General features: G+C 58.8%; 5 protein-coding genes. 4 read left to right on the top strand and 1 reads right to left on the bottom strand.

The window, feature by feature from the left end; genetic code table 11:
• Positions 1-346 precede the first annotated feature (346 nt).
• Together AC629_RS48020 and AC629_RS42955 are read left to right on the top strand one after the other, a co-directional pair.
• On the top strand, positions 347-907 hold the full coding sequence (locus AC629_RS48020; RefSeq protein WP_210419213.1) for a hypothetical protein: 561 nt from the start codon (positions 347-349) through the stop codon (positions 905-907).
• A 34-nt stretch (positions 908-941) separates the two neighbouring features.
• Positions 942-1,472 carry a hypothetical protein gene (locus tag AC629_RS42955; protein ID WP_245332189.1) on the top strand — a complete coding sequence of 177 codons (531 nt, stop codon included), beginning with the start codon at positions 942-944 and terminating at the stop codon, positions 1,470-1,472.
• A gap of 377 nt (positions 1,473-1,849) precedes the next feature.
• Here the strand turns inward: AC629_RS42955 and AC629_RS42950 are convergent, their stop codons facing one another.
• Complete coding sequence (locus AC629_RS42950; protein WP_210419214.1) at positions 1,850-3,502, bottom strand: arylsulfatase; 1,653 nt, start codon at positions 3,500-3,502, stop codon at positions 1,850-1,852.
• A gap of 730 nt (positions 3,503-4,232) precedes the next feature.
• Between AC629_RS42950 and AC629_RS42945 the strand changes: the two genes are divergently transcribed.
• Positions 4,233-5,186 (top strand): ABC transporter substrate-binding protein, encoded by a 954-nt coding sequence (locus tag AC629_RS42945; protein ID WP_168195736.1) that lies wholly within the window; start codon positions 4,233-4,235, stop codon positions 5,184-5,186.
• 245 nt (positions 5,187-5,431) lie between these two features.
• Entirely contained in the window at positions 5,432-6,424 is a 993-nt protein-coding gene (locus AC629_RS42940; RefSeq protein WP_084810650.1) for an ABC transporter substrate-binding protein, read from the top strand.
• Positions 6,425-6,637: the final 213 nt, after the last annotated feature.

Below are 6,637 nucleotides of genomic sequence, written 5' to 3'. Positions count from 1 at the left end.
ATCAATCAATCCGGACAGGGCGGATGCCTGGAGCAAGTACGTCCCGGACAGTGCCAAACGCACCGCGGATTGGACGTTTCCTTGGGTCTGCGGTGGATGCATCGAGCCAACGTTCAAGGATTGGTGACGGTCTCTTCGTTTCGGACCGATGTCCGGCATTCCGATCACGCGCTGAAGACTTTAGATGTCTGCAAATGGCCCGTCGCGTCGTTTCGACGTGCGCGCAACAATCAGTCGCTCTTGGGGGCAAGCGGACGTCGGTCGAGAGCGCACAGGGTGACCTGGTTCGAAGCCACCGCGCGTTTGGTAATCTGATGCGCCAAACCGTCGAAGGATTTTTGTGATCGTGGTCGACGAGAAAAGCACGCTGCCAAGCTGGAAGGCCGTTAAGGCGGCGCTTCAATCCTTCGACCGCGCGGGTCTCCTCGGGTTGGTCCAAGACCTCTACGCCGTGGACAAGGACAACAGGGCATTCCTGCATGCCCGTTTAGGCCTGGGTTCCGATCAGCTTGCTCGCTTCAAGATGATTATCTCGCGTTCGATTTGCCCAGACTTGATGAGGAGCCGGTCTGTATCGATATCAAGGGCCAAGAAGGCAATCGGGGACTATAAAAAGGCGATAGGAGAGCCGGTTGGGCTGGCCGAATTGTCGATCTTTTATTGCGAGGAGGCGTTCAGCTTCCTTGGGTCTTGCGGCTTTGAAGATGAGCGTTACCTTGTCGCGCTGATCCGCATGTATGACCAATCCGTGAAACGTGTCCTGGATCTACCGGTAGCCGAGCAGCGGGCCTACGCTAAGCGCCTTGGAAACCTTAGGTCACGCGCAAGGCCGGTCGGCTGGGGAATAGCTGACGAATTAAATAGCATATGGTACGCGGCCGACCTCGACGAATATGACGAATATTAAGGCGCATGACGTACTTTTCCGTGCAGGACGCTGCATGAGCAAAATGTGGCATCGACATCGCGAGCCCTCTCCCTCGGTTGCCGAGCCGCGCCGGCCGTTGCTTCTTGGGGCTTATTCTTTTGTGCGAGCTGCGCGTCTCTGTCCGGGTGTACTGCGCGTTGCCCTTTTGGGCTCCCTGGCAACCGCTAAGGCCGTCCCGAAGGACGTCGATCTTCTCGTGACGGTTGAGCGGGCGATGGATCTGGTCCAACTAGCGCGCGCCGGCCGGCGCCTTCAGGGGTTAGCGCAGACCATTAACCTCGGGGCCGACATCTTCCTCGCTGATACCGCCGGACGTTACCTTGGTCGTGTCTGCCATTATCGCGAATGCCGTCCGCGTGTCGCATGCCATGCACAGCATTGCGGGCTTAGAACGCATCTCAACGACGATCTTCACCTCGTGACGCTGTCTAAGGACCTGCTTGCCTCGCCGCCTATTGAACTCTGGCCGAAAGTGATCCGGCGACTCGCCGTACCCGAGGATCTCGAGGAGCTATTGCTGGCCAAGCTGGAACGAGACCAGTGATCAACGACGGAACGCCCCATCCGCTTTGATTAGGGGGCGCGAAGGCCACCCTTGGCCCTTACTGACGAAATCCAGCGGACGTCAACAATTCGGCTGTGAGGAGCAGAGCGGAAATTGCCGACACGTGGCCAAAGCGACGCAAATGACCCGAAGGCGACGTTCGCCCGAGTGATCGGCCGGTCCAAGAGCGAACGTTTGCGTCCGAACCTGTCTGGATTTGACCCACATACCCGTGGCGTAGCCCCTCTTCGAACGCTGGCAACATCGCTCTTTATGTTGGTCATAGCCGACGCCATGCGGCGACAATGATGTGCGGCATTGGTAGCGGGCACCCGCCGGGAGCGCCCGCTTCGTTACACCATTTTGGTCGCAAGCACCTATTCGCTCGCGTGTCCGGAGGACTGTACCTCCTTCATGACGCCTTCCAGGTTGAAGGTCTCGGGAGCCTGCAGCGGCGGGAACGCTTTGAAGCTCAGCAGATGCTGCAGCCACAGCTGTTGCCCAACGGGCAGAATGTTGAAATCGTATATGAAGGCAGTCGCTGGGGACCCCAGCGCACCGCCAAAGTTCATGGCCGACTTCCCATCAAACGTTACATACTGCTCGAACGGATCGCGCTTGATGTTCTGCACCAGGGTGAAGTGGTATTGCACGAGCGGGTCCAGCCACGCGGTCGCTCCAGACTTCGACATGGTGTAATACATCTTCCAGTTCTTGTAGCGCACCGCCGACGGCGTTGACCCCGAGTAGTAGAAGAAGTGGTCGCGCGCCGATTGTTGCGACGTACCCTCGAGGTAGTTGCGCTGGTCGAAGCCGTCGAGCGTCGTCTTGACGATGCCCGGGTACTGCCCGCCTTCGATCTGCTTTTTCAACTCGTCGCCCTTTGGCCCACCGGCGACGTCGACCAGGGTGGGCAGCCAGTCGAGTGCCGCAAACAGCTGGTTCTTGATCGTACCCGGCTGGATGTGCCCCGGCCAGCGGATCACCAGCGGCGCGCGGTAGCCGCCTTCCCAAGCCTCGCCTTTCTGGCCCTTGAACGGGGTAACGCCGCCGTCCGGGAAGGTGATCGCCTCGGCGCCGTTGTCGGTCGTGAACACCACGATGGTGTTATTGGTCTGCCCGATGTCGTCGAGCTTCTTGAGCACGAGGCCGATGTTGTCGTCGAGCTGCTTCATGCCAGCTTCGTTGACGCCCCAGTCCTTGCCGCCCGGTATGCCCACCATGGCCTGATACTTGTCCGACAGCACGGTCGTGATGTGCATGCGCGCCGGGTTGTACCAGACGAAGAACGGCTTGTTGGTCTTGCGGGGATCGTTGCGGTCGAGGAAGTCGATCACCTTGGCGGAGATCTCCTCGTCCACGGTCTTCGAGCGCTCCAACGTCAGCGGGCCCTCGTCGTGGCACGTTTGGTTTTTGCCCGTGCCATCGGACGATTTGCATGAAATGATCGGGCGCGGGGGCATCAGGCAGGTCGTCGTGTTCTGGTCGACGGCGCCTGTGACCTCGGGCAGGCCCGGGACCGGCGTGTTCTTGCAGGGTGGCGCGAACCCCTGCTCGGTCGGGGTCTTGTTGATGTCGGGGAAGCTCACGCCCTGCATCGCATCGAGGTGGTAGAGGTAGCCCCAGTATTCCAGGAAGCCGTGCGCGGTCGGCAGCGCGTCGGTGTGGTCGCCCAGGTGGTTCTTGCCGAACTGGCCGGTGTTGTAACCGAGATCGAGCAGGAACTTGGCGAGCGCCGGGGTACCCGGCCGCAGATACGACGGGCTGCCGGGAAGCTGCGGCGGGATCATGCCGGTGCGCACCGGATACATGCCGGTGAAGAAGGCATTTCGGCCGGATGTGCAGCTCTGCATGGCAACGTAGTCCATGAACTTTGCACCTTCCTGCCCGATGCGATCGATGTTCGGCGTTTCCCCGACCATCAGGCCCTGGTGATAGATGCTCGGCTGCATGAAGCCGATGTCATCGCCCATGATGAAGAGGATGTTGGGTTTTGCTCCCTGCTGGGCGGAGGCGGGAATGCCCGCCATTGTCGTGGCGGCACACAACACGACAAGAGCGCCCCAGACTGCTCTGAATATGCTCATGGTTGCTTCCTCGGTAACGGCTGCCGAAGCCCGGGCCGCAGCCATCGCCCACCTCCACCCCCCCAACGTTTTTGCCGATCCATGCTGGATCACATTCGGTAATCGGTCGGACGCGTTGGCGAGAGGGAGATTGGTCGAGGCGCTCCAGATGTGCTATGCAACTTCGGCAACTATGCCGCTGGAACTTCGAAAGTGCATAGCGAGGTCCAACGAAAGCAATTCCGGCAACTGGGCAAGCGATCTCGACCAGTGACTCGGGCAGCGACGAAGGCGTTGGAATTCTAAATGGAATCGCGTGCTGGCCACCGCCGCTGGCCAGCAACCAGTCCTTGCGCTGTAGAACGTTAAAGAGTTCTGAAGGCGATTGCGTAAAGGCAGCCGAAACGCCTTAGCGACCTCGCCGAATCTGATCCACGACCGCGTCGATGTTGCGCCTGACTACTATGTCGCGCGAATAGCGAGTTCTCACTTCCGCTTCCAGCGGCATAGCGGACCTGCCCCGGATTTCCCGCTGGCCCGATTCGGTCGCGAATGACCCGAAGCGAACCTTCAAAGCACCTCACAATCCCACGACAAGGTGTTAGGGTATTCCGTTTCCCACAGGCGTTGTCCTTGCAGGGAGGGACACATGCGACGGCGGGAGTTCATAGGCCTTGTTGGAGCCGCCGCAGGCGTGTGGGCTCCGATTTCGACTACTTTTGCACAGCAAGTGAAGCGCATAGCAATCATCGCGGCTGCCGTGCCTGTAGATCAGATACTCAGCTACCCCTTTTTCCGCGTGTTCTTTGAGGAGTTGAGCCGACAAGGTTTTGCTATTGGACAGAACCTTGCGGCAGACCTCTATTCAGGCAAGGGGCAGGTCAGGGAGTATGCGAGTGTGGCCCGCACCGTGGTGGCAACTCGCCCGGACGTAATCTTCACTTCTCACGGTACAATAGCCGCAGAATTGGAAGCCCTGACCTCGGACATACCAATATTGGCATTCAGCAGTGACCCGTTTGCGCTGGGACACCGTGTTGCAAGTTTGGCAAGACCGAGGAGTAACTTCACAGGTGTCGCTACCGACGCCGGAGTTGAGATACAAGGCAAACGCCTCTCGCTCTTGCTTGAGGCAAAGCCAAACGCGTCGAGGGTAGGGTTCATAGCATCTTTAAGAACGTGGGGCAGAGGAAACGGTTCTGCGATTAGAGAAGCGGCTCAGATGGAACATGTTACGTTACTGCATGTGAACTTGGGCGACGCGCTCGACCAAAACGCCTATACGGCAGCCCTTGATGTTGCTGGTACTGCATCGCTAGACGCGATGGTTGTATCTGATGAGGCAGAGCATCTCTCGAATATGACGTCACTAGTCAATGGCGTGGCGGCGCTGCGCGTTCCCGCCATGTATCCCTTCCGCGACATTGTCGTTGCAGGCGGCTTGATGGCCTATCACGTCGACCAGTTAGCTCTGAGCCGCTATGCCGCTGGGCAGGCGGCTCAAATATTGAGAGGTAAGAGCCCCGGTGACATCCCCATCTATCAACCGACCGAGTTCCGATTTCTCATCAACACAAAGGCGGCGCAGCAAATCGGTCTTCATTTGCCGCCCGCGCTGCTCGCCCGCGCCGATGAGGTGATCGAATAGGGTTGGCACTTCCGGTGATGGCCCTTCGCGACACTTGCTGCGGTGCAGAGACATGTCCGAAATTTGGGGTAGACCGGAATCTCGGGCTGAAGGGCAAACCTGCGCTGGTGACCCATTAGCGGTCATTTGTGCCTCGCGAGACACGCCTCCACCTGATCCGCCTGCGAACTTAGTGGTCAGCCCTTTCGTTCGCTGAACGTGCTAGGCTGGAGATCAGGCAGTATTAACCAAATGCGGGGGGGGCGATGTCTATCTCGCAGATAGAGCGGCGCAAGTTCATTGCGCTCCTAAGTGGCGCGACGGCGTGGCCGCTCGCGGCGCAGGCAGAGCATTTGGTTAAGCGGCCTGTGATCGGATTGATGAGCCTGGTCGCTCGGGAGCGCAATCTGCGCTTGCTGGATGCCTTTGTGCGAGGACTGCGACAGCTTGATTTCATCGAGGGTCAGGATTTCGACTTTGCGTACCGCTCCGCAGAGGGCTATTTGGATCGATTGTCCTCGATTGCACGGGAGGTGGTTGATTTAAGACCAAATGTGATCCTGGCAACGGCCACTCCTGCTGTCGTCTCCCTGACGGCGCTGACGAAAACCGTTCCGGTCGTTTGTCCACTTCTTGCAGACCCCATGCACCTTGGCTTAATTGCCAGCATGTCGCATCCAGGAGGCAACGTAACGGGAGTCTTGTTCCGCACCGAGAGTTTGGTTGGCAAGCAACTGGAGCTGGCCCTTCAGGTGATTCCTGGTGCCCGCAAAATCGGATTTCTAGTGAACGTTGCCGGCCCAGTGGTCATTGACCGGGAAGAGCTGGAATTTGCGAATCGGCCTCTTGGCCTCGAGCTGCATCCGACCGAAGTCCGTGTTCCGGACGACCTTGACGCGGCATTTCGTGCCTTGGCCGACAGCCGTGTTCAGGCGGTCGTCGTGCAGACCGACCCCATGTTTTTCAACGAGCGGGAGCGGATCTCCGCGCTTGCCGCCGCGAGGCGACTGCCGGCGGTCTATGCCTTCCGAGAACATGTCGAGGCCGGGGGCCTCATCAGCTACGGAGTCGATCTAGCCGAGTGCTTTCGCCGCGCAGCCACCTACGTCGTCAAAATCCTAAAGGGATCAAAACCTGGCGATCTGCCAGTCGAGTTTCCTACTAAACTGGAGTTGATCATTAACGTCAAAACCGCGAAAGCGCTCGGCATTAAGATTCCGCCGACGCTCTTAGCGATCGCCGACGAGGTGATCGAATAGGACTATTCTTTGTTGCGGCGCATGAGTCCGGAAATGGCCCTTTGCGACATATTGCGGTGCCACGCCGTTTCGGTCGCAAGCGGGACGAAGCGGACATCGGATGTCGCTCATGATCGGTGGGGGTCGTCGCGAATGACCCTGGCTGTGTAAAAACGCGAATGATCGAGACACGGCTAGAATTACATTCTTCAGTTCGTCGTCTAAGTTGAAGCC

The organism is Bradyrhizobium sp. NAS80.1 (assembly GCF_001908205.1).
GTDB lineage: Bacteria > Pseudomonadota > Alphaproteobacteria > Rhizobiales > Xanthobacteraceae > Bradyrhizobium.
Note: the sequence above shows the minus strand (reverse complement) of the source record. Positions and strands in the feature narration are given on the sequence as shown.